Annotated in this window: 1 rRNA gene; it reads left to right on the plus strand. The window is 49.8% G+C overall.

Annotated features, from left to right (window positions below):
- Position 1: 1 nt before the first annotated feature.
- Positions 2-532, plus strand: a 23S ribosomal RNA gene (locus tag JNO54_RS00015); the annotation flags it as partial.

Below are 532 nucleotides of genomic sequence, written 5' to 3' on the forward strand. Positions count from 1 at the left end.
TAGTTAGAGCCCGTTAATGGGTAATGGCGTGCCTTTTGTAGAATGAACCGGCGAGTTACGATTCCATGCAAGGTTAAGTTGAGAAGACGGAGCCGCAGCGAAAGCGAGTCTGAATAGGGCGAATGAGTATGTGGTCGTAGACCCGAAACCAGGTGATCTACCCATGTCCAGGGTGAAGTTCAGGTAACACTGAATGGAGGCCCGAACCCACGCACGTTGAAAAGTGCGGGGATGAGGTGTGGGTAGCGGAGAAATTCCAATCGAACCTGGAGATAGCTGGTTCTCTCCGAAATAGCTTTAGGGCTAGCCTCAAGATGAGAGTATTGGAGGTAGAGCACTGATTGGACTAGGGGCCCCCAACGGGTTACCGAATTCAGTCAAACTCCGAATGCCAAATACTTATTCTTGGGAGTCAGACTGCGAGTGATAAGATCCGTAGTCAAGAGGGAAACAGCCCAGACCACCAGCTAAGGTCCCAAAGTATTTGTTAAGTGGAAAAGGATGTGGCGTTGCTTAGACAACCAGGATGTTG

The organism is Janibacter endophyticus (assembly GCF_016888335.1).
GTDB classification, from domain to species: Bacteria; Actinomycetota; Actinomycetes; order Actinomycetales; family Dermatophilaceae; genus Marihabitans; species Marihabitans endophyticum.